Below are 23290 nucleotides of genomic sequence, written 5' to 3' on the forward strand. Positions count from 1 at the left end.
TCAGCACGGGGCTCCAGATTCTAGTCCAGTGAGATGTTGAGCGTCTTGATCACACGCGCCCAACGGGCGCTGTCGGCAGCTATGAATTTGTCGATCTCAGGCTGGCTCTTCGGACCCAGCGACGTGAACCCGATCTTGTCGAGCGAGGCGCGAAACACGTCATCGCTCAAGGCGCGGTCGAGGCTGGCCTTTAGTTTTTGCAGGATATCGTCCGGCACGTTCGACGGCGCGGCAATGCCGTACCAGGTACTCGTCACGTAATCGGGATAGCCGCTCTCGGCGATGGTGGGCAAGTCAGGCAGTTGGTCAACGCGCTTCGCCGAACCGACCGCGAGCGGCCGCAACAATCCGGCATTGATCGGCGGCAACGCTGTACCGAGCGAATCGAACAGCACCTGGATATGACCGGAGAGCAGATCCTGCAGCGCCGGGCCCATACCCTTATAGGGAATATGCACCATATCGATGCCGGCCATCTGCCTGAACATTTCACCGGCGAGATGCGCGCTGCCGCCAGTGCCGGCCGATCCGAAATTCAATTTGCCGGGGTTCTGTTTGGCGTAGGTGACCAACTCCGCCACTGTCCGGGCCGGCACCGACGGGGTGATCTCGAGGATCGCCGGCTGGTCCGTGACCACTGCCAGCATGCGAAAATCCTTCGCGGGATCGTAAGACAATTTTTTGTAAAGCAGCGGGTTGAGCACGAAGACCGACGCCGCCGAGTATAACAGCGTATAGCCGTCAGGCTCGGATCGCGCCGCCATTTCGGCGCCAATGGCGCCCTGCGCACCGGCCCTGTTCTCGATCACAATGGTCTGCTTCAAATCGCGGCCGAGATAGTCACCAACCATACGCGCCTGAACGTCGGACGGGCCGCCCGCGGCGTAGGGGACGATTAGCTTGATCGGACGGCTCGGGTAATCGGCCGCCCAGCCCTGCGGCGCGGCGAAGACGAGGCCGCAGACCACGGCCGAAACTGCGCGCCACTTCATGCCGTTCCTCCGAATTTTCTTATGTCCGAGAGTACCGCATTATGTCGTCGCTGCAATCAACCGAGCCACCATTTGCCGGCCAGCATGACGATCTCGCCGGCAACTACGCCAGCAAAGATCGATTGTCGCGACAGCATGAACCCCGCAAAGCCAGCCACAACGGCGCCATAGCGCAGCCAGTCGGGGACGCTCGCCAGCGCGCCGGGCGGCTGGACCACGATCTGCGCGATGACACCGGCCAGCACGGCAGTCGCCACCGCCCTCACCCACACCAGCAGCTCCGAGCCTTCGTCGAGTCCGCCACCGAACCAGAGCCCGAGCATCCGCCAGATCTGGTTGGGAAGGACGCCCGCAACCAGCAGGACCAACAGCGCGTGCCAATCGCCGATGAAGTCGCTCATGCGTGCGCCTTCCAGCGGTGAACGCCATAGGCGATGGTGCCCGCGACCACGCCGCTGACGAGGATGTCGACGCCGCTGTGCATCATCGACGCCACCGGATACAACAGCAGTCCGAGCACCAATGCGACGACGTCGGCCAGTTCCCGGGAGTTGCGCGCAGTGGAAAACAGGAACGCCAGCGGCGTCAGCAACAGGATCGCGGCGGCAAACAGTTGCGACAGGTTGGCGGCCAGGAGGTAGCCGACCGTCGTCGCCGTCAGGCCGATGCACACCAGACCGGTGCCGAGCCCGTGCACGAAGGCGATGCGCCGTTCGCGCGGCACCTGCGGCAGGAACCGATAGCATTCCACCCACATCGTGACCGCGATGAAATGCGCGACCAGAACGAGGTGGCGCCGCTTGGTGGTCGGCGTCCGCGTCATCGGCAGCACCGACACCACCATCGGAAACAGCCGGATCGCGGTGACGGTCACCGCGATCGCGGCCTGCACGATGGTGGCACCCGATCCGAGCGTCGAGATCAGAATGATCTGCGCGGGCCCTGCCCATACCAGAAGCGTGGCGGTCAGCGCCCAGGCCAGACTGAAATGCGTATCGTGGGACAGCGCGCCGATGCCGATATAGGTGACGAACAGCACCAGCGCGAGCACCGTCGAGCCGGTGCAGCGAAAGCCCCAGCCGAACGCGCGAAGCGAGCTTTGCCATCTCTGGGAGTCGAGCGGAGGTAGTGCCACGGGGACCGAATGAAGTGTGAATCGTCGGTGGCATAGGGCTGAGGAATGCGGGTGGCGTCAAGCAAGGGGGGATCAGGGCAGTTATGCAGTGCATCACAACGTCATTTCCAGGGCGATGCGAAGCATCGAACCTCAGGGGTGCAATTGCACCCCGGGGAATCTCGAGATTCCGGGTTCGCTTCGCGCCCCGGAATGACGACCTCCCTCACGCCCTGTTTCTCAGCACAAAGCACGCCCCGCCCGCGCGGCGGATGCGGTTGCACAGATCATCCGCCGCCGGCCGCGTGTCGGCGCCGATCCGCACCTGATAGAACAGCCGCGTGCCGCGGTTGCGCATCACGGAGCTCAGGAGGCTCGGATCCTGATCGCCGATGACGGCGCTGAGCCGTTTCATGGCGCGCGCATACATCGCCAGTGCCTTGTCGCGGCTGAAGCCGGCGGCCAGTTGCACGCCCCACAGTTTGGCGGCGGCAAGCGCGATATGCTGTTCGAGGCCGGCCACGAACGGATTGGGCGCACGCCGGAGCAACGCCATCAATTCGCGGCAGCTCGATGTCGCCGCACGCGCGGGCATCTTGCCGTTGCGCCCCGCCTCCTTCCAGTCCTCGACCGTGGAACCGGTAATGGCGGAAACATAGTTGCGGGTTTCCAGCGGCATCGGGCCAGAGCCTGCGAGCCATTCCTGCACCCGCCGGGGTCCTGCATTGTAGGCCGCCGCCGCCAAACCGAGATTGCCGAACTGTTCGCGCAACTCGCCGAGAAACTCGGCGGACTTCGGCAGCGCCTGTACGGGATCGAAGGGATCGAGCAGCCGCCGCTCGCTGGCGGTTCCCGGCATGAACTGCGCGATGCCCTGGGCACGCTCGCCGCTCCGCGTCACCGGGCCCACCGCATCGGGCTGAAAGCGGCTTTCCTGCCAGATCACCCGGGCGAAAAATTCCAGCGGCAGGTTGGCCGCCCGTGCCGCCGATTCGATCATCAGGCACATCGCCTCGCGGGCATCGCTTTCGCGCGCCGCCTCGGTCGGCTTTTGCAGGGGGATCGCCAGTTCCTCGACGCTCGGCCGAGCGAAGCCGCCGATCGCCGGAGACGGATCGTCGGCGGCCGCCGGCGACAGCGACAATGCCATCGCGACGAGGCCCAACAGGAAGTGGATACGAAGACGGGTCCGCATGTCCGCTTATTTCACGCGATGGTGTCAATATAACTCTCGGGCAGCCCGAGTTTCCGTGCAACGGCCCGCAGCCTGGCCGCATAATCGGAATTGGACTGAATTCCGGCTGGAACCGTCGGCAGATTGAAGCACAGTGCGGCGATGCTGCCACCTTCCGCGAGCCGGGCGATGACAGCTTCCGGGCGGTACGCGGCCACACTCGGCTCGGCGTAAAGCTGGTCCAGCTCGCGATGCGTCAGGCTCATCAGCATGCCGTGAACGCACTTGGTTGCATCCGGGATCAAGGTGGCCCGCGCGCCGAGCCGCAGCGAAAATCCGTCGACACTGGCTCGCCTCGCATGGGCAGGCAGGACGCCTTTTTCACGCAATGCCCCCTCGTCCATGAACAGGCCATAGAAGAACACGTCGACTGACCGTTCCATGAACGCTCCTTCTGCGGCCGCCGCAGCGCTGGACCCTGCCGCGCATTTGGCCATTATACCGGAGCTTCAAACCCGGATTGAACCATGATCATCGAAAATCAGGCCAACGTTACCGACGCCGTCATCGAAGCGTTTGGCCACACCGAGGATCCACGCCTGCGTGAGATTCTGCTGGCGCTGGTGCGGCATCTGCACGGCTTCGTGCGCGAGGTCCGCCTCAGTGAACGCGAATTTCAGGACGCTGCGCGGATCATCGCAGCGTTAGGCCAGAAGACGACCCCTTCACACAACGAGGTGGTCTTGATGGCGGGCTCGCTCGGCGTATCCGCGCTGGTTTGCCTGCTCAACAACGGCGATCACGGCCAGACCGAAACCCAGGCGAACCTGCTGGGACCGTTCTGGCGCGACGACCAGCCGATCTGCGCCAGCGGCGATACGCTGGTGCGTTCAGCCACGCCGGGAGCCGGGCTTGCCGTCAATGTCTCCGTCACTGACCGGGACGGCCGTCCGGTGGCGGGCGCCGAGGTCGATGTCTGGCATTCCTCCCCGGAAGGGCTGTACGAGAACCAGGACCCGGCGCAGGCCGAAATGAACCTGCGCGGACGGTTCCTGACCGATGCGGCCGGCCGGTTTCATTTCCGCAGCGTGAAGCCGGCCGGATACCCGATCCCGATCGACGGGCCGGTCGGCGATCTGGTCCGGGCCACCCGCCGCCATCATTACCGGCCGGCCCATCTGCACTTCATGATCTACAAGCCCGGCTTCAAGACCATGATTTCGCAAATCTACTCGCCTGACGACGAGCATCTGGATTCCGACGTGCAGTTTGGCGTCACCCGCGCGCTGATTGGCGACTATCGGCGTCACGACGAGCCTTCGACGGGCTTCGCGGCCCCCTGGTATTCGCTCGACCAGCGTTTCGTCCTGGAAGCCGGCGAGGCGCGGCGGCCCGTGGCGCCGATCCGCGCCAAGGCGGCGGTGTGAGCTGGATTCGCCGCGACGCAAGCGTCCCGACAGTTCGAAATCCACCCGATCGCGTCTGCCGTTAATTTACGTTAACGGCGCATTTTGCTCAGGGTAGCCTTACGCGGGGAACAAAGCCGCGTAAAAGTCTCCCTCATTGCTGGGAGATGGATCAATGCTGGACCGACGCCAGAGCGTGCGTGACAAAGTAATGTATGGCGGCGTCGCCGAGATCGGCGAGCGCGGCGCAACGCGCGACTGCATCGTCCGCAACATCTCGGACCGCGGCGCGACCATTGAATTCAGCAATGTCGTCACGCTGCCGAAAGAGCAGATCTCGCTGCGCATCGCGCGCAAGGGCCGCTCGTTCCTGGCCAAAGTGATCTGGTGGCGAGACAATTTTGTCGGCGTGGCCTTCCGGGCGGAAAGCCCTGCCGAGCCCGTCTCCGATCTCGAGGAACGGCTGCGCAAGAGCGAAATCAAGAAGCGCCAGTTGCAGCGCCGCATCCAGGAACTGCTGGGCGATCGGTAGAACGACGGGATGCCTTCCAAGCGCGTGATGACCAAACAAAAAGGCCGGCTCATGAGCCGGCCTTTCGCATCAGACTTGAACCTTCTCAGACCTTGACCAGCGGGCCTCGGGAGGCCGGGCCCTTGGAGCCGCCGCCGTTCGGTCCGCCCGGCTTCGGCTTGCGCTTGCGCGCGCCGGGCAGCTTTTCCGGCTTCGGCGTCACCGGTCCCTCGACAAACTCGAAGCCGATCTTGTCCTTTGCCTCGTCCTTGGCCTCGGCACTCGCCTCGTCCTTGACCAGCACGACCCGGACATGGCCGCCGCCCTTGAGATGACCGAACAGCACTTCATCCGCCAGCGGCTTCTTGATGTGCTCCTGGATCACACGGGCCATCGGCCGTGCGCCCATCTGCTCGTCGTAGCCGCGCTCGATCAGCCAGGCCTTGGCGGGCTCCGACAGTTCGATGGTGACGTCGCGGTCGGCCAGTTGCGCCTCGAGCTGGAGCACGAACTTCTCGACCACCATGCCGATGACATCGACATTGAGATGGGCGAACGACACGATCGCATCCAGACGGTTGCGGAACTCCGGCGCGAACTGCCGGTTGATCGCTTCGTGGTCGTCGCCTTCCCGCTTGCTGCGCGTGAAGCCGAAAGCCTGACGCGCGAGGTCGGCGGCGCCGGCGTTCGTGGTCATGATCAGGATCACGTTGCGGAAATTGACCTGCTTGCCGTTGTGGTCGGTGAGCCGGCCGTGATCCATGATCTGCAGCAGCACATTGTAGAGATCCGGATGCGCCTTCTCGATTTCGTCAAGCAGCACCACGCAATGCGGGTGCTGGTCGACGCCGTCGGTCAACAGGCCGCCCTGATCGAAGCCGACATAGCCGGGAGGCGCGCCGATCAGGCGCGAAACCGTATGCCGCTCCATGTATTCCGACATGTCGAACCGGATCAGCTCGACGCCGAGCGACGCCGCGAGCTGTTTTGCCACCTCGGTCTTGCCGACACCGGTCGGACCCGAGAACAGATAGGAGCCGATCGGCTTTTCCGGTTCGCGCAAGCCGGCCCGCGACAGCTTGATCGAGGCCGAGAGCGCTTCGATCGCCTTGTCCTGGCCGAACACCACCCGCTTCAGGGTGGTTTCGAGATGCTTCAGCACCTCGGCATCGTCCTTCGACACGCTCTTGGGCGGAATCCGCGCCATGGTCGCGATCGTGGTCTCGATTTCCTTGATGCCGATGGTCTTCTTGCGCTTGTTCTCGGCCACCAGCATCTGCGCCGCACCGGACTCGTCGATGACGTCGATCGCCTTGTCGGGAAGCTTGCGGTCGTGGATGTAGCGCGACGACAATTGCACCGCGGCTTCGATCGCCTCGTTGGTGTATTTCAGCCGGTGGTAATCCTCGAAATAGGGTTTCAGGCCCTTGAGGATCGCAATGGCGTCTTCCACCGTCGGCTCGTTGACGTCGATCTTCTGGAACCGGCGCACCAGCGCGCGGTCCTTTTCGAAGTGCTGACGGTATTCCTTGTAGGTGGTCGAACCCATGCAGCGGATCGTGCCCGAAGCCAGCGCCGGCTTGAGCAGGTTGGATGCATCCATCGCGCCGCCGGAAGTGGCGCCGGCGCCGATCACGGTGTGGATCTCGTCGATGAACAGGATGGCGTTCGGATGCGCCTCCAGTTCCTTCAAAACTTGCTTGAGCCGTTCCTCGAAATCGCCGCGATAGCGCGTGCCGGCGAGCAGCGTGCCCATGTCGAGCGAGAACACGGTCGCCGCGGCCAGCACTTCCGGCACTTCGGAATCGACGATGCGCTTGGCAAGCCCTTCCGCGATCGCGGTCTTGCCGACGCCGGCCTCGCCCACGAACAGCGGATTGTTCTTCTGCCGGCGGCACAGCACCTGGATGGCGCGGTTGATCTCGGCATTGCGCCCGATCACCGGATCGATCTTTCCGTCGCGCGCCTTCTTGTTGAGATTGACGCAATAGGTATCGAGCGCCTCGCCCTTTTTCTTGGAGTCGTCGCTGCCCTTGGTCTCGGTCTCCTCGTCGACGCCGCGCACCGGGCGCGCCTCGGACACCCCGGGCCGCTTGGCGATGCCGTGGCTGATGTAGTTGACCGCGTCGTACCGCGTCATGTCCTGCTCCTGCAGGAAATAGGCGGCGTGGCTTTCGCGCTCCGCGAAGATCGCGATCAGGACGTTGGCGCCGGTCACTTCTTCGCGACCCGAAGATTGAACGTGAATCACGGCGCGCTGGATCACGCGCTGGAAGCCGGCAGTCGGCTTGGCGTCATCGGCGCCGTCAGTCACCAGATTTTCGAATTCGGTTTCGAGATAGTTGACGAGACTGGTGCGCAGCTTGTCGAGATCGACACTGCAGGCACGCATCACCGCCGCCGCATCCGAGTCATCGATCAGCGACAGCAGAAGGTGTTCGAGCGTCGCGTATTGATGATGGCGCTCGTTTGCAATCGCCAGCGCACGATGCAGGGATTGTTCAAGGCTTTGGGAAAAAGTTGGCATTCGCGTCCTCTATGGCCCCCAGTCATCATGATCGCCATTACCCGGTTGGGCAACAACAACCTTCGTCTTCCCCTGTCATATAGTTACATACGTTCGTGGCGAAAGGCCGGTTCCGCAAACGTGGTTTTCCTCTAAATTCACGCACCACGCGGACGCAACCACCCCCGAAAAACTACCGGGAATACGCTCGGCTTCCGTCAGCGAACATCGATGCAAGACCCGTTCCTTTTTTCGGCCGGGTCGGCGGTCATGCGCGGCTATTTCTTTTCCATCACGCATTGCAGGGGGTGTTGGTGCTTGCGCGCAAAATCCATCACCTGCGTGACTTTGGTCTCGGCGATCTCATAGGTAAACACGCCGCACTCGCCGATACCGTGGTGATGGACGTGCAGCATGATCTTGGTGGCCGCTTCGGCGTCCTTCTGGAAGAACTTCTCCAGCACGTGAACCACGAACTCCATCGGCGTGTAGTCGTCGTTCAGAATCAGCACGCGATACAGGTTCGGCCGCTTGGTCTTCGGCTTGACCTTGGTGATGACCGACGTCGACGGCCCATTGGCGCCGGGATTGCGGTTCTCGTCATTGCTCATTCGGGGAGCAAAAGCGGCTGACACCGCCGGCGCGGACGAACGGGCTTTGAAAGTTAACTGCAACATGGCTCAGGCGTTCGAAATCCCCAGGAGAAATTAGTCCGAAACCAGTCGGCATAACCCGGCACCCCGCCACAGGCCCAAGCGGCCATCGCAAGGTACCCGGCAGCGTCCCGGATCGCCGCTCCCGGCCCGACCCATTGACCGGATCGGCCGGCGGATCGGCTTGTTGGAATATGGGTCCGGCACCGGGTCCCCGCAAGCGCCTAAAGACGGCCCTGACGTGACCCGCGTCCGGCCTGATTCCCGGCCCGGCGATCCCTCTAAGGTTAATCGTTTCTGTCCGGTTTGACAAAGGAAGCCCCCCGCCCGTTTAGCGTCCATTGAGGATAGTCGGCGCTATCGGCGACCGATTCGCCCATGCGCGGGCTTTGACCCGCTTTTATCGGAACCGGTTTACCAGCTGTTTAGCCGCAAAGGCGGAAATGACCGCAGAAACCACATTGCGGTGAAAACCATGCTCGATACTACCATTTTCAGTCGTGTTCGCGCTGCCACCCGCCGGTTCGCGGGTGCCAACCAGGGTAATATCGCGGTGCTGTTTGCGATCGCGGCGGTGCCGGTCATCAGCTTCGTGGGAGCGGCGATCGACTATACCCGCGCCAACGCCGCCCGCTCGGCGATGCAGGCAGCGCTCGACTCCACCGCGCTGATGCTGGGCAAGGACCTGACCGACGGCACCATCACGACGTCGCAGATCAGCACGCAGGCAACGAACTACTTCAATGCGCTCTACAGAAATGCCGACGCCAAGTCGGTTTCGATCACCGCAACCTACACGGCCGCGGCCGGCAACGGTTCGACGATCCTGTTGGCCGGCAGCGGCATGGTAAATACGGACTTCATGAAGGTCGCGGGCTTCCCGAGCCTCAACTTCAACACCAATTCGACCGCGGCCTGGGGCAACGTGCGCATGCGCGTGGCGATGGCGCTCGACAACACCGGATCGATGGCTCAGGACGGCAAGATCGCCGCGCTGCGGACGTCCGCAGCCAGCCTCGTCGACCAACTCAGCGCGCTCGCCAGAAATCCCGGCGACGTCTACATTTCCGTGGTTCCCTTCGCCAAGGAAGTCAACGTCGGCAGCAGCAACCACACCCAGAGCTGGATCGACTGGAGCCTCTGGGACAGCAACTCCCTCACCAATAGCTGGGGAACGTGCAGCCAGGCCAGCAAGACGACCAGAAGCTCCTGCCAGAGCGCCGGCAAGGTATGGACCCCAGATCGCACCAAGTGGACCGGTTGCGTCACCGACCGTACTCCCCCTTACAACAGCCAGGATACCGCGCCGACGGCGGGCAACGTACCGACGCTGTTCCCCGCCGACGAATATTATGAAAACAGCCAGTACTACTGCAAAACGGGCAACAACCCGCCGTTGCAGAAGCTGATGCCGCTGAGCTACGACTGGACGGCGATCAAGGCGACCATCAACGCGATGCAGCCGACCGGCGGCACCAACCAGCCGATCGGCATCTCCTGGGCCTGGCAGTCGCTGCAGCAGACCTTGCCGCTGAGCGCGCCGGCCGAGGACAGCAACTATACCTACAAGCATGCGCTGATCGTGCTGTCCGACGGTCTCAATACCGAAGACCGCTGGCCGGCTCACGGCAACGGCAATACCCAGTATGGCGGTGCGATCGACGCCATTCAGCAGACACTGTGCACAAACATCAAGAATTCGGGCGTCGTCGTCTACGCGATCCAGCTCAACACCGGCTCGCCCGGCGATCCGACCTCGACCGCTCTGCAAAATTGCGCCAGCAGCCTCGACAAGTTCTACCTCGTCAGGGACGCGAGCCAGACCCTGTCGGTGTTCAACTCGATCGGCACGTCGCTCGCCAAGCTGCGCGTCGCGAAATAACGCCGCAGACATTAGCGCCCAAGAAAAAGACCAAGAAAAAGCCCGGCCATTACGGCCGGGCTTTTTGATTTGAGCGCTAGAAAAGCGCTTGCAGAGATTAGTGCGTAGCCGGGACGAACTTCGCGACCAGGCCCTCGTAGGGCTTGAAGGTCTGCTTGGCGAGATCGGTGTAGAGGCCGGCAATCTTCTGCGACTCGGCGACGAAGGTCTCATAGGCCGAACGGGCGAACTCGGTCTGCACTTCGAGCACCTTGTCCACCGACTTCACGCCGGAGAGCTTTTCAACAAACGACTTGGTGTCTTCGAACGACTTCTTGGCATAGTCGCCATAGGCGGTGGCGATCGCCTGAACGCCGCTCTGCAGGTTGCTCGCCGAAGCGGCGACCGACTCGAGATGCTCTTTGCTGTAGCTCTGAATGTCTTCAACTTTGACCATGATGGAATCCTTTTCCCAGATTGAACGTGCAACCGGGAGGTCCCGGCTCCCTAGACACATGGCCTGTATAGTGCACTGCACAATTATGTCAAGGATTATTGTGCGACGCACAAACTCTTTCGTGGATTCCCGGCATTTGCCGAGAACCCCGGGGTGTTACGCAACGGTTCGTTAATGTTTTGGAAACTCGCTCCGCCTAACCTGATTCTCGGACTTGTTCGCCTTCCGACAGACAGCCTGAAAGCTGTTTGTGAACAGCACCTTAGCTAGAACAGCGACCTGATCGGCCAACCGGGCCTCGCGTTTTGTCCGGATCGGCACAGCGAGCAGGAAAACACCGGGGGTCTTTGGGCACAATTTCGCCTCACGAACCGGTGATCAAGATAGAAATTGGGACGGGGAAGTAAATGCTTCGTACAACCTTGGCTTCCTCGCGCACTTTGCGAGCTTGCGTTCTCGGGCTGGCTACCTTCACGACAGCGATCCTGATCACCAGCGACAGCGCCGAAGCGCGCCGTTACCGGCATCGCCATGTCGTCAGCCATCACCGCAGCCACGACGCTGGCGAGAGCTACAGCCCGCAATTTTCGTCGATCATCGTCGACGGCAATTCCGGTGCGGTGCTGAGCTCGAATAATCCCGACGGCAGCCGCCACCCCGCTTCACTGACCAAGATCATGACGCTCTATTTGCTGTTCGAGCGTCTCGAAGCCAAGAAAATGAACCTCGATACCGAAATGGAAGTGTCCGAACACGCTTCCGAACAGGCGCCGACCAAGCTCGGCCTGCGCCCGGGACAGACCGTCAAGGTCGAGGACGCCATCAAGGGCCTCGTCACCCGTTCGGCCAACGACGCCGCCGTCGTGATCGCCGAAGCCATCGGCGGCGACGAAGACGATTTCGCCAAGATGATGACGCGCAAGGCGCGCGCACTCGGCATGACCAAGACCACCTATCGCAACGCCTCGGGCCTTCCCAACGACGAACAGGTGACGACGGCCCGCGACCAGGCCACCCTCGGCCGCGCGATCCAGGATCGCTTCCCGACCTACTACCGTTACTTCTCGACCTCGGTGTTCAACTATCACGGCCAGGCCATCCGCAACCACAATCGCCTGCTCGGCAATGTCGAAGGCGTCGATGGCATCAAGACCGGTTACACCCGCGCCTCCGGCTTCAACCTCGTGACCTCGATGCGCCGCGGCAACCGCCATCTGGTGGGCGTGGTGCTGGGCGGCCGCAGCGGCGGTTCGCGCGACGCCATCATGCGCAACCTGCTCGCAGAGAATCTGGAAAAGGGCGCGACCAGGCGTACCGTCGCCGCGATCACCGAGCGCAACCCGGCCGACGCCAATGCCGACGTGGCCGAAGCCGAAGCCGCTACCCGGCCGAGCGAGATGGTTCAGGTCAATGGCGCGATCGCGGCCTCAGAGCCTGGAATGGCCGCGCAAGCCGCGACCCGCCCGGTTGCTCCTGCAAAGCCCTCGCTGATGGCGGCCGCCGCCGCAGCCCTGCCTCCGCCGCCGGCCAAGGTCGAACCGCAAGCCAAGCCCGAGCCCGCGCAGTTCACCAGCGGCGTGATCCAGACCCAGCAGATCGCAGCGATCCCCGGGTCGGCCGAACCGATGAAGCCGGTCAAGGTCAAGACCGTCCAGGTCAAAGCAGGACCGATGAAGCTCGCCTCCGCCGGCCCGTCGCAGCCGGCGCCGCCGATCACCAGCACCATTCCGGCCCACCCCGAAGTCGCCGAGACCTCCAGCGCCGTGGTGGCGAGGGCCTCCGAGACCAACAAGACCGAAACAGCCCGCATGGATATGCCGCCGCAGCCTGCCAATTTCGGCACCCGCCAAGGCGTCCTCGGCGTCCTGCCCGCCTCCAGCGTCGCCTCTTCCGCGCCGAAAGCCAACCCGTCGCAGGCTCTCGCCTATGCCGATCCGGCACCGCGCGCGGTGCAGGAGAACGGCGCAATCAAGCCGGCCGCTCCGGCCGCAGCCCATAGCGGCTGGATCATTCAGGTTGGTGCGCTGGAGAGCGAAGGCGAAGCCAAGCAGCGCATCGACCTCGCCCGCAGCAAGGCCTCGGCCCTGCTGAGCAAGGCCGATCCCTTCACCGAGCCTGTCGTCGCCAAGGACAACCGCAAACTGTTCCGCGCCCGTTTCGCCGGCCTTGAGCGCGATCAGGCCGAAGCGGTCTGCAAGACGCTGAAGCGCGCCGACATTTCCTGCATCACCGTCCGCAACTGACCGGTTGCTTGGTTCGAAATCGCAAAGCCGGCGCCGCAAGCGCCGGCTTTGTTGTTTTTGGGGCACGGTCTGGGAACACGATCCATTCGCGAACGGCAAATCGGCTCCACGAAACTTCTCGTCAAGACTTTACAGTTAAGTTTTAGAGAACAGCGATCGACCACGCCGGGCAACGGCGGGCGATATGGGGCCTCGATCAGAGAACAAGACGGAAGCAGCTGTCGGTTTGTTGCGTTTGTAGCGTAAGCCGGAGTTAGCTGAGATGCGTGCGAAGCAGAGTATCCTTGGCCTCGTTTACACGGGCGGCGAGGTACGTAGAGCCCCCCTGGTCGGGATGCAGTTTCTTCATCAGGGCGCGATGCGCCCGGCCGATGTCGTCACGCCCCGCCCCCGGCTGCAGGCCAAGGATCTGGTAAGCCTCCTCGTCCGTCATTTTGCCGCCCGACGCCGCGCGGCGCTGCCCCCCTGCCGCGTCGCCCTGCGCGTTCTGACGCCAGGCGGGAAACCGGCGGTCAAGATAGCTTTCAAGTAGGGCCACGCTCTCGGCGTCGAAGCCCGGCATCATCGCGACCAGGCCTTCGAGGTCGAACTCGTCGAGCGCGCGGCCGGCATTCGGCCCGTCCACGATCCGGCCCGACAGCTCGCCGCTGTCGTGATCGAGGCTCATGTCGAGAAACTGCGAGCGCACACGCGAGCCCTGCCCCGCCGAGCGCTGCGTTCCGCCGCCGAATATCCCGCCGATACTGCTGAAGCCGCCGGGACCGAACGGCGACCAGCCAAGCAGCCCGGCGCCGAAAATACCCAACGGGATCGCCACCGCCAGTTCGCCCCGCAAACCCGTGAAGGCCGCGACCGCCAGCGCCACGACCCCGCCGACGATCTTGATGACGCGCGCAAGCACGACCGGGTTGGCCGCACGAAACATCTGCAGCAGCGAGTAGAGAACGACAACGGCGACGACGCCGGCAATCAGGGTTGGCATCCGCCTAATATAGTCGCATTGGCGGCAAAATGCATAACGGCCCGCCGTTCAATGCAGCGTGACACGGCGAAACCGCGCTTGGCGTCGGGCGGACGGATTTATAGTCTCCGTCCGCCTTGCAACCACGGCTCCAGGGAGCGTGCGATGGCGGTAGACGGACTGACGACCCTTCGGAGCAACCACGGGCCGAAAGACACCATGAACCGGCTGGAAGCCGCGGTGACGGCGCGCGGCATGACGATCTTTGCCCGGATCGACCACGCCGCCGGCGCGGTTGGCGCCGGACTTTCACTGCGGCCGACCGAGCTTTTGATGTTCGGCAACGCCAAAGCGGGCACGCCTCTGATGCAGGCGGCCCAGAGCATCGGCATCGACCTGCCGCTGAAGGCCCTGGTCTGGCAGGATGCGTCCGGCGACACCTGGATTTCCTGCAACGATCCTTCCTGGCTCGCCAGACGCCATGGAGTGGACGGTGAACCGCAGGTCGGCATGATGGCCGCGGCCGTCGATGCGGTCATGCGCGAAGCCGTTGCCGCGCCTTAAGCCAACGCCGAAGAGCACAAGCGCTGGACCGCATATGTCGCAATCGCGACAATCGAAAAGGAATAACCTTTTCACTTGCACGTGTCGCAGATACACGACGTCCGAACCAACGACCAACGCGGTGCCGATATGCAGTTTGCGATCTCGAATCTCCGGGAGCGTCCCGAATTCTTCCCGGAAGTAGCGGATCGCATCTGGGACTTTACGTGGAAGTCAAAAGGGGTGCCGCTCGAACAGGTATCGACGGGCCTGCGTCAAATCATTTCGAATGAGACTTTTCCGTTTGCGATCGTTGCCCATGACGGTGATCGCTATGTCGGATCAGCGTTAGGTATCGCCTCCGACCTGGATGAGCGTCCCGACTACACGCCGTGGGTTGCGGCGGTCTGGGTCGAACCTCAATACCGCAAGCAAAACGTTGGACGAGCGCTGGTCTCAAGCGCGGAGGACACCCTGCGTCGTACCTTCCGGCGAGTCTATCTGTGCGCACGCCCCGAACGGCACGGCTTTTATGCGCAACAGGGATGGCAACCGATCGAGCACGACGTCGGTGAAAAGCGGCTGACCGTATTTATCAAGGAATAGATCGCTTCTGCGCGGCATCCTATTTCATCTGGCCGATCAGCTTCGCCGCGCCGCTTGCGGTTTTCGACAGCGCCAGCAGCGCCTCGCGACCGCCGGCGGCATAGGCTGCGACCGCGCGCAGCAATTCGCGCAATTGCGCGGCGGCACCGGGATCGAACCGGCACCACGCGCCGCCGGTGAGCCGCGCGATCTCGCGGAACGCATGCTCGGCGGCAGCGTCGTGCCCTTCCTGAAACATGAATACCGGCACCTTGAGCAAGCCGAGTTCGCCGGCCTTGGCGCAGAGATCGTCGACAGACTCCTCCATGGCGTCACCGACGAACACCACCGCGCGTACGGCGGATGCGACCGCCTCACGCCGCGCTTCCGACAGCACCTTGCCGATCTGGGTATTGCCGCCCTGGCAATCGATCTTGCTCATCAATTTCGCAAGCTGCACCGAGTCGGAAATCCATCCCGTGGCGCGGCATTCGTTGAAGCCGCGGTAGTAGACCAGGCGGATGTCGAGGCTGCCCAGCGAAGCCGCCTCGCGGAACATGTCGGCCTGCAGCGCGCAGGCCATATCCCAGGTCGGCTGCCGGCTCATGGTGGCGTCGAGCGCGAACACCAGCCGCCCCCTTGCGCCGGCGCGGTGCGGCGACATCGCGCGGGCCCGGGCGACGAAGGCGGCGATATCCTCGGCCGCTGACGGCCTAGCCTCCGGCAACGGATTGGCTTTGCGCGCGTCCGTGGTTTTCGCCGATGCGACGTCGCCTGCCGATTTCGGCTTGATGGGTTCGCCGGCCATGGCCTCTCGCTATCTGCAGTCCACCCTTATGTGGGACGGCGCCAGACAGCGGTCAATGCACCAGATCTCGATCCGACGGGGGATCAACCCGGTCCGGACGTTGGTCCCGGAACTCTTAGTTGGCGATCGGCTTGTTGGCCGGCGTCGGATTGCTCGCCAGCGGCACCGGCCCCGGGTTGACGGTCAGCGGGTCTGGCACGTTGGTCGGCACCGGCCTCAACGAACTTGAGTCGGTATCTTCCAGGAACTTGTCGAGCATGGTCTGGATCGAGCTCTTGGCCGCATCCGGTCCGGTGTCGCGCATGTCGTTGTGCTGGAAGCGGGTGTTGACGACCGTAATGCCGGCCTTCTCGCACTCATCCGCATCGGGAACGACGCCGGGGTCCGGCTTGAACTCGGTATCGTGCGAGCGGAACGACAGGATCTTGAATTTGCCCTCGGTCAGGAACGGCACGCGGAGATTATCCAGCGTCACCACCTTCTTGATTTCGTCGGGATACTGCTTGGCGAAATACATCGTGATATCGCCGCCCATCGAATGTCCGACCATGGTCACCCGGCTGTAGTCGGCGTTGGGCTGGATCTTCTTCATTTCCGAGATGGCGAAATGGATATTGGCGACGCCGCGCTGAATCTGCGGCAGCCGGCCGACATAGATTTCACCGACCCTGGTCACCATCGGCGGATCGGTCGGCAGGTCATGCTGGGGGCTGATCACGAGATAGCCGCGCGCCGCGAAGATGTTGGCCAGGAACGAATACTCGGTGTGCTTGACCGTATTGCCGTGGTTGATGATCGTCACCGGCAAGGTGATCATGCCGGCATCGGCCTGCATTTCCTTGTCCCAGCGGACGGCGATATCGACCGCCACCAGCCGGTTGTCACGCGCCGGGTCATAGAACGAAACCGTCTCGTGCCGGATAGCCCACTTGCTCGCGGTAAAGTATGCGAGCGTGAGCAGCACGGTGAGTGAAAGCAGAACGGTAATTCCACGTTTCATATTCGTCCTCGGTGCCCCACCAAAAGGGCCACTCTAGCTTTGAGACTCTTCGGTCTCTTCCAGATGATATATGTCACAGCCGCGTGACATAAAGTCCAAATGTTGTGAATTGAGCGCCTGTTCGTTGTGCGATGCACCTATCCATTGTGCAGCTGCTCAGTTCCCAACATCTTCCTCCTAAGACGTCCCAACCCAACGCTGGGTTCGGCCTTTCGATAAAACTTTAGAGAAAACGGAATTCCAGGCGGCTTGTTCCGCCACTGTTCGCTGTCCGTTGCCTTCGTCCCCGCAAGAATCCCGTAAGATTACGGAGGTTCAGACCGGGGTGTAGATCACCAGTTTCAACGCTGGATCGTCGTTGGCCTGAAAGCTCACATATTCCAGCTTGAGCCGCCCCTTTTTGGGATGGCTGATGGATTTGTGGCCGGCGGCCACGCCGCTGACATCGTGGGTCTCCCACCAGCCGGCAAATTCCGGGCAGCCGTCACGCAAGCGCGCCAGGAGATCGCGAAAGGCCGGATCGCCGGCCCATAGATCATGGGTGGCCCGGAACTGGGCGACCATGCGCCTCGCCACGTCGGTCCATGACGTCCCGAACAGCCGCCGTGAGGCGGGCTTGGTCAGCACGGTAATGAGGCTGTTGCGATCGGCGTCGGCGATCTGGCTGAAGCCGAAGATTTCGTCGGCGGCCTCGTTCCAGGCCAGCACGTCCCAGCGCCGGCCGGTGATATAGGCCGGCAGGTTCAACCGCTCGACGGTGCGCCGGACCGCCGGTGGAACGGTCTCACGGACGAAGGCGCGCCGGTCGGTCGTTTCCGTCAATTCTTTCAGGTGCCGGTGCTCGGCTTTTGAAAGCCGCAGCGCACGGGCCAGCGCATTGATCGTCGCCGCGGACGGACTAACGGAGCGGCCCTGCTCGAGGCGGATGTACCAGTCGACGCCGATCCCGGCGAGATCAGCCACCTCCTCCCGCCGCAGCCCCGGCGTCCGTCGCCGTCGCCCGTCCGGCAGGCCGACCGCCTTCGGCGTCAGTCGGTCCCGCCGCGACCGTAGGAAGTCGCCGAGTTCGCCTTGCCTGGAAAGTTCGCCTTGCCTGGAATTCGTCAGCACGTCGGTCATGGGTGGCCTCGCCGGCAGGGTCTTACAATCCTAGGATAATACCAGGTCTTGTTGTCGGGGTGAAGCCTGCCAGAATGCAGTCTCTGCCAAGAAAGGAACGCCCCATGAAAGCTGCCGTACTGAAATCGCTCGGATCTCCGCTCGCGATCGAAGCTGTGCCCGATCCCGTGCTCGGTACAGGCGAGGTCATCGTCGACGTCGCGGCGAGCGGGGTTCTGGCTTACGCCAACGAAGTTCTCAGCGGCGCCAGGAACTACCTCCTGGAACTGCCTATCGTGTTCGGTGCCGGCTGTGTCGGCCGTGTCCGCGCCACCGGCCCCGATGCGACCCGGCTTCGTCCCGGCGACTGGGTCTTTTGCGATCCGACCGTGCGATCGCGCGACAATGCGCTGGCGCCCGACATCATGTTGCAAGGCCTGACAGGCGGCAGCGAAGGCGGATTGAAGCTGCAGAAATACTTCCACGACGGCTCCTGGGCGGAACGGCTGCGGCTGCCGACGGAGAATGCCATTCCGATCGGCACCATCGATGCCAGGGACGCTGGACGCTGGTGCGGGCTCGGCAAATTTCTGGTGCCCTTTGGCGGCTTTCTCGCCGCCAAGCTGCAGCCCGGCGAAACCGTGCTCGTCAACGGCGCCACCGGAAGTTTCGGCTCGGGGGCCGTCGCCGTCGCGCTCGCGATGGGCGCTCAATGCGTCATCGCGACTGGCCGCAACGAGAAGGCGCTCGCCGACGTCGCTAAGCGGTTCGGCCCTCGTGTTCGAACAGTCAAAATGCTGGGCAGCGAGGCCGACGATCGTGCGCGGATCATGCAAGCCGCGCCTGGCGCGATCGACTGTGTGCTCGACATCCTGCCGCCCGCAGCCTCGGCCGTGCAGGTGCGGACCGCGGTCCTGGCGGTGCGGCCTTACGGGCGCGCGGTGCTGATGGGCGGTGTCGGCATGCAGGGCGGCGCCGGCCTCGAACTGCCCTACCCCTGGATGATGCGAAACTGCATTACCCTGCATGGGCAATGGATGTATCCGCCGCATGCGGTGACGCTGATGGCGGGCCTGATCCACTCAGGCCAGGTGACGCTGGATCATTTCGACGTCACCGCGTTCGATCTCGATCATGCCAACGAAGCGGTGGCGCATGCCGCGGCCAAGAGCGGGCCGTTCAGCCTGACGGTCATCGAGCCGTGACCTGAAGAACGCGTTTCCATTCGGAAACGCTATGAGGCGCGAGGCACGCGTTTCCGTTTGGAAAGGCTACGCGCTGATGATGTCGTGCATCTCGAGCGGCTTGTCGACCTGGGTGAACCACTCGGCGCGGTTGGCGGCGCGGCGGCGGCCACGCTCGTCAAGCGGCAGCTTGAGCTGACGCAGCAGGCTCGTGACTTCCTCGCGGGCCGTGACGTGGCCAAGGCTCGGCCGCGTGCCGAGCGTCGCCTCGTCGATGTCGTCGAGGGCGGTAAGCCCGCGCGGGAAGAATTCGCGGTAGACCACCCGTTCGGCGAAGCCATCGATCGAGCGGAACCCGAGCCGTAACGAAAGATCCTTCAGGCTGTCGGCGACCAGTTGCTTGTTGCGCGAGCCGATCATCGACAGACGGTTGCGCACCACGATCCAGTCCGTGGTGGCGCCGTCAAGCTGGCGACGCTTGCGCCTGACGTCACGCACCATCTCCGCGTAATGGCTCTCGCCGGTCACCGAATAGGTGGCGGGATCGACGGTGCCAAGCACGTCGAAATCGAGGAAGCTGTCGTTGATCGGCGTCACCAGCGTATCGGCCATCGAATGCGCGAGCCGCATCAGGTAGGAGTCGGAACCCGGCGTATCGATGACGATGAAATCGAAGGTGCGCTCGACCGCGCTCACCGCTTCCATGAATTGCTGGAACTCGGAGTTTTCATTGTCGGCAATCTGCATCGTCTCGCCGAGCTTGATGCAGTAGTGCACGGGAATTTCGAGGCCGAGACCGGTACGGCGCGCCCAGGCGCTGCGGTTGCCAATATAACGGGTGAAACTCTGCTGGCGGCAGTCGAGATCGATGGTGGCGACGCGCTGCCCGGCTTTCATCAGCGCGACAGCAATGTGCAAGGCGGTGGTGGATTTTCCCGAACCGCCCTTCTCGTTGCCCAGCACCACGACGTGGGCCGAACCGGATTGACTCTGACTAGCCTGCACCAACATGACTCGACCCCCGCCGATATCTTCAAATCACGCGCGGCTGCGGTCAAGTGAAATGCGCGGTGACCGTTTTAAATCGCACGCGGCCCGCCTTAATCATGAATCCGCGAAGCGCACGGCTATGTGTCCCACCGCACACCGGCCGTTGGACCCGCGCACGCGTCAAGCTGTCTCAGATCAGCCATCTCCCAAAGGTATTCGAGTTGCCTTGGCGACAATGACCTTGCCTTATATGGTCGGCCCGCCCGCCGACAGGCTTCGGGCTAACGGCTTCGGGCTAAAGCTTGGGGCCAGGCCCTCGCCCGATCCAAAACGCCACAAGCCCTGCAAAGAGATTTAGCCCAGATGCCGCGAAGTCCCATGGTCGTCCGCACCGTTCCCGCCTTGCGCCGCGCGCTCGAAAGCTTGCGCGCCAGAAAGGCGGCAGTCGCGCTGGTGCCAACCATGGGAGCGCTCCATGACGGCCATGTGTCGCTGGTGCGCCTCGCCAAACGTCGTGCCCAAAAAGTCGTCGTCTCGATCTTCGTCAACCCGACACAGTTCGCGCCGACGGAGGATTTCGGTTCCTACCCGCGGACCTGGAAGGCCGACGTTGCAAAACTCGCCGCCGAGAAGGTCGATCTGATCTGGAACCCGGACGTCAAGGCGATGTATCCGGAAGGTTTCGCGACCCGGATCGCGCCGGAGGGACCGGCTATCGCCGGCCTCGAGGACCGCTTCCGGCCGCACTTCTTCGGCGGCGTCGCCACCGTGGTCGGCAAGCTGTTCACGCAGGTCCGGCCGGATGTTGCGATCTTCGGCGAGAAGGATTTCCAGCAATTGCGGGTCGTGACGCAAATGGCTGCCGATCTCGACCTCGGCGTCCGCGTTGTCGGCTCGCGTACGGTGCGGGAACGCGATGGGCTCGCGATGTCGTCGCGCAATGTCTACCTGTCGCCGGAGGAACGGCAGACCGCGCCTGTGCTCTATTGCGCCATGAAGGAAACCGCCAAACGCCTCAAGGCCGGTGAAGATTTCGAGGCCGCGATATCAGCCGGCCGGGAACTGGTTACCCAGGCCGGCTTCGTCGTGGATTACTTCGAAGGCCGACATGCCGAAACGCTGGCGCCGATCGCCTCGGTGAAAGACGGACCGGTGCGGCTTCTGGTGGCGGCCAAGCTTGGCAAGACCCGGCTGATCGACAATATCGGAGTCTAGGCTTCTTATTTTGACGCGTTTTCTTCACGTGAACCGGGCATCCACCCACGGATCAAGTCCGAGGGCATGCTTCACTCGAAAACGCTATGGAACACGCGTCACACTTGAGAAATACAACTCCCGGGATAAAGATCGCCGCCAACGATGTTCTTGCCGGGGGAATTGCCGCCATGGGCGCCTTGTCGTTACGAACAGCCGTTTTCGGCGGGCTGTTGACCCTTTTCGCCACCGGCCTCGCGCAGGCGCAGGACCCGCACCGGCCGGCGGTCGGTGGCATCGGTTCGCCGGTCGATGCGATGATCTTTTATGTCGCGCACGGCGCTGAGGGGGCCTGCGGGCCGGGCTGCGCGGACTGGATCGCCGCCGAAGGCACCGTGCAGTGGGACACCCACAAGCGGCTGATCGCGATCCTCGACCGGCAGGCCGGGCGCAAGCTGCCCGTGGTGATCCATAGCTGGGGCCCCGCCAATCTCAACGTCGCCTACAGCCTTGGCCGGATCCTGCGCGCCCGCGGCTTCGACACCACCGCGGGCTCGACCGAGGTCGAAGCCTGTCAGGGAAAGAACGAGGCGGATTGTTTTGCGCTGAAGCGTCCGGGCGGGCCGCTCGATGCCAAACTGAAGACGGTGGACATGGCGTGCGACCTCGCCTGCGTGCTGGTGCTGGCCGGTGGCGTCCACCGCACCCTGCCGGCCGGCACCAAGGTGGTCCTAAGCGGCATGGAAATTCACAACCGGCTGGCGCCCAATGTCAGCGAGGAGCGCCGGGAGGGACTGACGGTGCGATTCGGCGAACTCTATCGGATCTACCTGCGCGACATGGGCGTCGACACCGAACTGCTCGACATTGTCGACCGCAACTCGGAAGCGCACCGCCAGACCGAATTGCCGGCATCCGAATGGCTGCGGTTGCACATCGTCACGGCGGCGTCGCTGTAGCGTGTAACCTAACTTTGGTGTCTCAGGAGGTTGTCCATCTGGTCTGAACCGAGGAAGCTGAGGTTGCGAAGCTTCAGTGTTCCAGGGAGAGACCAGATGAACGTCCACAAGAATGCGCCTTTGACGCCCAAAGGTCGAGAGGCGATGGTGCGAGGTGTGGTCGAGGGTGGGCTGAGCCAGGCCGACGCGGCTTGCCAGTTCAACACGACACCCAAAACAGTCGCCAAGTGGGTCAAGCGGTTCCGCGCAGAAGGTGTCGATGGGTTGCGCGACCGCTCGTCGCGACCTCATTCATCGCCAAGCCAAACCCTGCCTGCCACGCGCGCCGCCGTCGAGACGTTGCGCCGGCAGCGCCACACCGGCAAGCAAATCGCAGCCGAGGTTGGAGTGTCACCGGCCACCGTCAGCCGCATCCTTCGCCGCTTGGGATTAAGCCGGATACGCGATCTGGAGCCGGCCGAGCCGGTACGGCGCTACGAGCGCGAACAGCCCGGCGAGCTCATCCATATCGACATCAAGAAGCTCGGCAGGTTCGTCAGACCAGGCCACCGCATCACCCATGATCGCCAGAAGGGCGAAAGCCGCGGCGCCGGCCACGAGTTCGTCCACGTCGCCATCGACGATGCCTCGCGCCTGGCCTTCTCCCAGATCCGGCGGGATCAGAAGAAGGAGAGCGCCATCGCCTTCCTCACGGAGGCCGTCACTTACTACCGCAGCCTCGGCATGAAGGTCACCGGCATCATGACCGACAACGGCTCCTGCTACCGTGCCAAGGCCTTCGCCAGAGCGTGCAGGAAGCTCGGCCTCACGCACATCTTCACCAGACCCTACAGGCCGCAAACAAACGGCAAGGCCGAGCGCTTCATCCAGACGTCGCTGCGCGAGTGGGCCTATGCTCGCGCCTATGACACCTCAGACCAGCGGGCCAAAGACCTGCCGATCTGGCTTCATTACTACAACTGGCATCGACCACACGGCAGCCTGCAAGCCAAACCGCCCATCAGCCGCCTCGGCCTCCCGGCGGACGACCTGTTGAGATTCCACACCTAAC

The 23290-nt window shown here is 63.2% G+C and carries 23 protein-coding genes; 10 read left to right on the forward strand and 13 right to left on the reverse strand.

What is annotated here, in order from left to right; all coding sequences use genetic code 11:
- Nucleotides 1-20 precede the first annotated feature (20 nt).
- From BLS26_RS02860 to BLS26_RS02880, 5 genes are all read right to left on the reverse strand, one after another.
- Nucleotides 21-992 carry a tripartite tricarboxylate transporter substrate binding protein gene (locus BLS26_RS02860; RefSeq protein ID WP_092508256.1) on the reverse strand — a complete coding sequence of 324 codons (972 nt, stop codon included), beginning with the start codon at nucleotides 990-992 and terminating at the stop codon, nucleotides 21-23.
- A 56-nt stretch (nucleotides 993-1048) separates the two neighbouring features.
- Complete coding sequence (locus tag BLS26_RS02865; protein WP_092508258.1) at nucleotides 1049-1393, reverse strand: AzlD domain-containing protein; 345 nt, start codon at nucleotides 1391-1393, stop codon at nucleotides 1049-1051.
- Nucleotides 1390-2127: an AzlC family ABC transporter permease gene (locus BLS26_RS02870; protein WP_092508260.1), complete on the reverse strand. Its 738-nt coding sequence runs from the start codon at nucleotides 2125-2127 to the stop codon at nucleotides 1390-1392. The genes BLS26_RS02865 and BLS26_RS02870 overlap by 4 nt, the downstream gene beginning before the upstream one ends.
- Before the next feature lie 205 nt (nucleotides 2128-2332).
- The gene (locus BLS26_RS02875) at nucleotides 2333-3256 is read right to left on the reverse strand and encodes a lytic transglycosylase domain-containing protein (RefSeq protein WP_371361059.1); all 924 of its coding nucleotides are present in this window, start codon (nucleotides 3254-3256) and stop codon (nucleotides 2333-2335) included.
- A 56-nt stretch (nucleotides 3257-3312) separates the two neighbouring features.
- Nucleotides 3313-3723, reverse strand: a complete 411-nt coding sequence (locus tag BLS26_RS02880; protein WP_157676265.1) for a gamma-glutamylcyclotransferase family protein — start codon at nucleotides 3721-3723, stop codon at nucleotides 3313-3315.
- An 84-nt stretch (nucleotides 3724-3807) separates the two neighbouring features.
- Here BLS26_RS02880 and BLS26_RS02885 point away from each other — a divergent pair, with 84 nt between their 5' ends.
- A complete protein-coding gene (locus tag BLS26_RS02885) occupies nucleotides 3808-4707 on the forward strand; it encodes a dioxygenase (RefSeq protein ID WP_092508266.1) in 900 nt (299 codons plus the stop codon).
- 154 nt (nucleotides 4708-4861) lie between these two features.
- Nucleotides 4862-5218, forward strand: coding sequence for a PilZ domain-containing protein (locus BLS26_RS02890; RefSeq protein WP_092508268.1), 357 nt, complete (start codon nucleotides 4862-4864; stop codon nucleotides 5216-5218).
- 85 nt (nucleotides 5219-5303) lie between these two features.
- On the opposite strand, the gene clpA is transcribed toward BLS26_RS02890, so the two are convergent.
- Both clpA and clpS read right to left on the reverse strand, forming a co-directional pair.
- Nucleotides 5304-7724 carry an ATP-dependent Clp protease ATP-binding subunit ClpA gene (gene clpA, locus BLS26_RS02895; RefSeq protein WP_092508270.1) on the reverse strand — a complete coding sequence of 807 codons (2421 nt, stop codon included), beginning with the start codon at nucleotides 7722-7724 and terminating at the stop codon, nucleotides 5304-5306.
- Nucleotides 7725-7981: 257 nt separating this feature from the next.
- Nucleotides 7982-8314: an ATP-dependent Clp protease adapter ClpS gene (gene clpS, locus BLS26_RS02900; RefSeq protein ID WP_172804531.1), complete on the reverse strand. Its 333-nt coding sequence runs from the start codon at nucleotides 8312-8314 to the stop codon at nucleotides 7982-7984.
- 517 nt (nucleotides 8315-8831) lie between these two features.
- Here clpS and BLS26_RS02905 point away from each other — a divergent pair.
- Nucleotides 8832-10238, forward strand: coding sequence for a TadE/TadG family type IV pilus assembly protein (locus tag BLS26_RS02905; protein ID WP_092517551.1), 1407 nt, complete (start codon nucleotides 8832-8834; stop codon nucleotides 10236-10238).
- Between the two features lie 97 nt (nucleotides 10239-10335).
- On the opposite strand, the gene BLS26_RS02910 is transcribed toward BLS26_RS02905, so the two are convergent.
- The gene (locus BLS26_RS02910) at nucleotides 10336-10674 is read right to left on the reverse strand and encodes a phasin family protein (RefSeq protein ID WP_092508274.1); all 339 of its coding nucleotides are present in this window, start codon (nucleotides 10672-10674) and stop codon (nucleotides 10336-10338) included.
- A gap of 407 nt (nucleotides 10675-11081) precedes the next feature.
- Here BLS26_RS02910 and BLS26_RS02915 point away from each other — a divergent pair, with 407 nt between their 5' ends.
- Nucleotides 11082-12917, forward strand: coding sequence for a D-alanyl-D-alanine carboxypeptidase (locus tag BLS26_RS02915; protein WP_092508276.1), 1836 nt, complete (start codon nucleotides 11082-11084; stop codon nucleotides 12915-12917).
- A gap of 253 nt (nucleotides 12918-13170) precedes the next feature.
- Here the strand turns inward: BLS26_RS02915 and BLS26_RS02920 are convergent, their stop codons facing one another.
- Nucleotides 13171-13899 carry a DnaJ domain-containing protein gene (locus BLS26_RS02920; RefSeq protein ID WP_092508278.1) on the reverse strand — a complete coding sequence of 243 codons (729 nt, stop codon included), beginning with the start codon at nucleotides 13897-13899 and terminating at the stop codon, nucleotides 13171-13173.
- Between the two features lie 144 nt (nucleotides 13900-14043).
- Here BLS26_RS02920 and BLS26_RS02925 point away from each other — a divergent pair, with 144 nt between their 5' ends.
- Both BLS26_RS02925 and BLS26_RS02930 read left to right on the forward strand, forming a co-directional pair.
- The gene (locus BLS26_RS02925) at nucleotides 14044-14442 is read left to right on the forward strand and encodes a DUF302 domain-containing protein (RefSeq protein ID WP_092508280.1); all 399 of its coding nucleotides are present in this window, start codon (nucleotides 14044-14046) and stop codon (nucleotides 14440-14442) included.
- A gap of 129 nt (nucleotides 14443-14571) precedes the next feature.
- Nucleotides 14572-15027, forward strand: coding sequence for a GNAT family N-acetyltransferase (locus tag BLS26_RS02930; protein ID WP_092517552.1), 456 nt, complete (start codon nucleotides 14572-14574; stop codon nucleotides 15025-15027).
- A gap of 19 nt (nucleotides 15028-15046) precedes the next feature.
- Here BLS26_RS02930 and BLS26_RS02935 read toward each other — a convergent pair whose 3' ends face one another.
- The 3 genes from BLS26_RS02935 to BLS26_RS02945 form a co-directional block, all read right to left on the reverse strand.
- A complete protein-coding gene (locus tag BLS26_RS02935) occupies nucleotides 15047-15814 on the reverse strand; it encodes a hypothetical protein (protein WP_092508282.1) in 768 nt (255 codons plus the stop codon).
- Between the two features lie 115 nt (nucleotides 15815-15929).
- Complete coding sequence (locus tag BLS26_RS02940; RefSeq protein WP_092508284.1) at nucleotides 15930-16814, reverse strand: alpha/beta fold hydrolase; 885 nt, start codon at nucleotides 16812-16814, stop codon at nucleotides 15930-15932.
- A gap of 315 nt (nucleotides 16815-17129) precedes the next feature.
- Complete coding sequence (locus BLS26_RS02945) at nucleotides 17130-17933, reverse strand: helix-turn-helix transcriptional regulator (protein WP_092508286.1); 804 nt, start codon at nucleotides 17931-17933, stop codon at nucleotides 17130-17132.
- Between the two features lie 104 nt (nucleotides 17934-18037).
- Between BLS26_RS02945 and BLS26_RS02950 the strand changes: the two genes are divergently transcribed.
- Complete coding sequence (locus BLS26_RS02950) at nucleotides 18038-19117, forward strand: alcohol dehydrogenase catalytic domain-containing protein (RefSeq protein WP_092508288.1); 1080 nt, start codon at nucleotides 18038-18040, stop codon at nucleotides 19115-19117.
- Nucleotides 19118-19183: 66 nt separating this feature from the next.
- On the opposite strand, the gene BLS26_RS02955 is transcribed toward BLS26_RS02950, so the two are convergent.
- Nucleotides 19184-20107: a division plane positioning ATPase MipZ gene (locus BLS26_RS02955; RefSeq protein WP_092508290.1), complete on the reverse strand. Its 924-nt coding sequence runs from the start codon at nucleotides 20105-20107 to the stop codon at nucleotides 19184-19186.
- Nucleotides 20108-20449: 342 nt separating this feature from the next.
- On the opposite strand from BLS26_RS02955, the gene panC reads away from it, so the two are divergent.
- The 3 genes from panC to BLS26_RS02970 all read left to right on the forward strand — a co-directional run bounded on the left by panC (nucleotide 20450) and on the right by BLS26_RS02970 (nucleotide 23289).
- Complete coding sequence (gene panC, locus BLS26_RS02960; RefSeq protein WP_092508292.1) at nucleotides 20450-21301, forward strand: pantoate--beta-alanine ligase; 852 nt, start codon at nucleotides 20450-20452, stop codon at nucleotides 21299-21301.
- 170 nt (nucleotides 21302-21471) lie between these two features.
- Nucleotides 21472-22239, forward strand: a complete 768-nt coding sequence (locus BLS26_RS02965; RefSeq protein WP_092508294.1) for a hypothetical protein — start codon at nucleotides 21472-21474, stop codon at nucleotides 22237-22239.
- A 96-nt stretch (nucleotides 22240-22335) separates the two neighbouring features.
- Nucleotides 22336-23289: an IS481 family transposase gene (locus BLS26_RS02970; protein ID WP_092508296.1), complete on the forward strand. Its 954-nt coding sequence runs from the start codon at nucleotides 22336-22338 to the stop codon at nucleotides 23287-23289.
- Nucleotide 23290 lies beyond the last annotated feature (1 nt).

This window comes from Afipia sp. GAS231 (assembly GCF_900103365.1).
Lineage (GTDB): Bacteria > Pseudomonadota > Alphaproteobacteria > Rhizobiales > Xanthobacteraceae > Bradyrhizobium.

What these genes read in the sequence shown, in the direction of transcription:
- BLS26_RS02860 (WP_092508256.1), bottom strand. Translation starts at nt 992, where the DNA reads ATGAAGTGGCGCGCAGTTTCGGCCGTGGTCTGCGGCCTCGTCTTCGCC.
- BLS26_RS02865 (WP_092508258.1), bottom strand. Translation starts at nt 1,393, where the DNA reads ATGAGCGACTTCATCGGCGATTGGCACGCGCTGTTGGTCCTGCTGGTT.
- BLS26_RS02875 (WP_371361059.1), bottom strand. Translation starts at nt 3,256, where the DNA reads ATGGCATTGTCGCTGTCGCCGGCGGCCGCCGACGATCCGTCTCCGGCG.
- BLS26_RS02880 (WP_157676265.1), bottom strand. Translation starts at nt 3,723, where the DNA reads ATGGAACGGTCAGTCGACGTGTTCTTCTATGGCCTGTTCATGGACGAG.
- BLS26_RS02885 (WP_092508266.1), top strand. Translation starts at nt 3,808, where the DNA reads ATGATCATCGAAAATCAGGCCAACGTTACCGACGCCGTCATCGAAGCG.
- BLS26_RS02890 (WP_092508268.1), top strand. Translation starts at nt 4,862, where the DNA reads ATGCTGGACCGACGCCAGAGCGTGCGTGACAAAGTAATGTATGGCGGC.
- clpA (WP_092508270.1), bottom strand. Translation starts at nt 7,724, where the DNA reads ATGCCAACTTTTTCCCAAAGCCTTGAACAATCCCTGCATCGTGCGCTG.
- clpS (WP_172804531.1), bottom strand. Translation starts at nt 8,314, where the DNA reads ATGAGCAATGACGAGAACCGCAATCCCGGCGCCAATGGGCCGTCGACG.
- BLS26_RS02905 (WP_092517551.1), top strand. Translation starts at nt 8,832, where the DNA reads ATGCTCGATACTACCATTTTCAGTCGTGTTCGCGCTGCCACCCGCCGG.
- BLS26_RS02910 (WP_092508274.1), bottom strand. Translation starts at nt 10,674, where the DNA reads ATGGTCAAAGTTGAAGACATTCAGAGCTACAGCAAAGAGCATCTCGAG.
- BLS26_RS02915 (WP_092508276.1), top strand. Translation starts at nt 11,082, where the DNA reads ATGCTTCGTACAACCTTGGCTTCCTCGCGCACTTTGCGAGCTTGCGTT.
- BLS26_RS02920 (WP_092508278.1), bottom strand. Translation starts at nt 13,899, where the DNA reads ATGCCAACCCTGATTGCCGGCGTCGTCGCCGTTGTCGTTCTCTACTCG.
- BLS26_RS02925 (WP_092508280.1), top strand. Translation starts at nt 14,044, where the DNA reads ATGGCGGTAGACGGACTGACGACCCTTCGGAGCAACCACGGGCCGAAA.
- BLS26_RS02930 (WP_092517552.1), top strand. Translation starts at nt 14,572, where the DNA reads ATGCAGTTTGCGATCTCGAATCTCCGGGAGCGTCCCGAATTCTTCCCG.
- BLS26_RS02935 (WP_092508282.1), bottom strand. Translation starts at nt 15,814, where the DNA reads ATGGCCGGCGAACCCATCAAGCCGAAATCGGCAGGCGACGTCGCATCG.
- BLS26_RS02940 (WP_092508284.1), bottom strand. Translation starts at nt 16,814, where the DNA reads ATGAAACGTGGAATTACCGTTCTGCTTTCACTCACCGTGCTGCTCACG.
- BLS26_RS02945 (WP_092508286.1), bottom strand. Translation starts at nt 17,933, where the DNA reads ATGACCGACGTGCTGACGAATTCCAGGCAAGGCGAACTTTCCAGGCAA.
- BLS26_RS02950 (WP_092508288.1), top strand. Translation starts at nt 18,038, where the DNA reads ATGAAAGCTGCCGTACTGAAATCGCTCGGATCTCCGCTCGCGATCGAA.
- BLS26_RS02955 (WP_092508290.1), bottom strand. Translation starts at nt 20,107, where the DNA reads ATGTTGGTGCAGGCTAGTCAGAGTCAATCCGGTTCGGCCCACGTCGTG.
- panC (WP_092508292.1), top strand. Translation starts at nt 20,450, where the DNA reads ATGCCGCGAAGTCCCATGGTCGTCCGCACCGTTCCCGCCTTGCGCCGC.
- BLS26_RS02965 (WP_092508294.1), top strand. Translation starts at nt 21,472, where the DNA reads ATGGGCGCCTTGTCGTTACGAACAGCCGTTTTCGGCGGGCTGTTGACC.
- BLS26_RS02970 (WP_092508296.1), top strand. Translation starts at nt 22,336, where the DNA reads ATGAACGTCCACAAGAATGCGCCTTTGACGCCCAAAGGTCGAGAGGCG.